At 47.8% G+C, this 1555-nt stretch carries 3 protein-coding genes; 2 read left to right on the forward strand and 1 reads right to left on the reverse strand.

Translation table 11 applies throughout. From position 1 onward, the window contains the following. Both PLA23_RS13315 and PLA23_RS13895 read left to right on the forward strand, forming a co-directional pair. On the forward strand, positions 1–916 hold a 916-nt coding region (locus PLA23_RS13315), incomplete at its 5' end, for a DNA mismatch repair MutL family protein (protein WP_502883636.1). Positions 917–1005: 89 nt separating this feature from the next. After that, a complete protein-coding gene (locus PLA23_RS13895) occupies positions 1006–1155 on the forward strand; it encodes a DUF2283 domain-containing protein (RefSeq protein ID WP_502883637.1) in 150 nt (49 codons plus the stop codon). Between the two features lie 58 nt (positions 1156–1213). Here the strand turns inward: PLA23_RS13895 and PLA23_RS13320 are convergent, their stop codons facing one another. Then, a complete protein-coding gene (locus PLA23_RS13320) occupies positions 1214–1435 on the reverse strand; it encodes a hypothetical protein (protein WP_324475523.1) in 222 nt (73 codons plus the stop codon). Positions 1436–1555: the final 120 nt, after the last annotated feature.

Consider the following 1555-nt stretch of genomic DNA (forward strand, 5'->3'; position numbering starts at 1 on the left):
TCCTCCCGCCTGGGTTGATGCGAATATTCACCCGACCAAGCGTGAGATCAGGTTCTCGGCCGAACGGACGGTCCTTGACCTGCTTGTCCGGACAGTCAGGAGAGCACTTGATGATGCGGACCTCCTTAACGCTCCGGCCAGATCGGATGATGATACCCAAAAATCTCTCAACGACATCTCCTCCCCGGCACAGGTTTCAGTCCGGTATGGGTTACCTGTACCAGCTCAGGGTGCACGTTCGGTCTGTGAAGCATCTCTTGCCGGGTACCGGACTACCTCTCGCCAACTTTTGCAGACACGGTTACCGGAGAGTGCCGGTGAGGGTCAGGTCAGGGATGAATGGTTCCCCGAGCTCATATGGATTGGGCAGGTTGGCGGGACGTATATCGTTGCAAGCGATAAAACCGGTGCATTATTTCTTATTGATCAGCATGCAGCCCATGAACGGGTCAGATATGATCAGTTAAAACAGCAGGAGTCGTTGCACCTGAAAACCCAGGAACTGATAGCACCGGTTGTGTTATCCCTCAGCCCCACCGAGAATGAGCTTATTTCATCTGTTCTTCCGGTTCTCACCGATGAAGGGTTTATTATTGAGCCCTTTGGTCAGGATACCTGGTGTGTGCGGGGTGTTCCGGTGGTTCTCGGGCGGTATGAGGATCCTGATACCGTGAGGGAGATAATCGGGACGATACTATTAGAGGACGAGGGACCAGTCAGGCGAAAAGAACAGGTGCTCCGGCTGGTTGCATGCAGGAGTGCCGTTAAGGCAGGAGCGGTTCTTACCCCGGAACAGGGGATGGATATCATCAATCAGTTGTCACAGACTGCCGATCCCTGGACCTGTCCGCATGGCCGGCCGACGATAATCTCGTTTTCGTGTCAGGAATTAGGAAAAATGTTTAAGAGGGTATAACTTCTTTAACTTCTGAAACGTGGTGCTATTCAATAGAAGGATGAAAATCACTATAGATTCTGTCAATGGAGCGCTTTATATTCGGTTTGATGAATCACCAATTGTGGGTTCTGAAGAGGATAGCAGGAGTTATTCTGGATTATAACGAAGAAAACAGAATTATTGGGATTGAACTTCTCCATATGGATCAGGAGATAATGAGTAATCTTATGAGAAATCTCTCATTAGATACAAAGTAATGTCCGATAAAATGAGCAATAACGGAAAAGAGAAGGACTATTCCATTATCCGACAACCTCATTGTCCCAATAAATTATCAATTTCATCATCGGTGAACCCCAGTTGCCGAAGAACAATCAGCATATAATGAGATGACAACCCATCTTTTGCCATTACCACCGGTGCATGATATGTTATCCCCTTGGATATTCTCTCAAATATTGCATGGTTCGTCCCGCGCTGACGAATTAACCGTGCATTGCCTTTAGCCAGCAGGGCCACTAATTTCCTGCTTGGCATTGGTGGTATCTTATGCGGCACAGGGATCGGAGATTGTTATTTTTTTAGAAAACAGACGATCAATTGAATTAGAGGACTCCTCATCTCCAATAAGGAACTCTCTGAGCAGGTCCAACGAGA

This window comes from Methanospirillum sp. (genome assembly GCF_035406105.1).
Taxonomy (GTDB): domain Archaea; phylum Halobacteriota; class Methanomicrobia; order Methanomicrobiales; family Methanospirillaceae; genus Methanospirillum.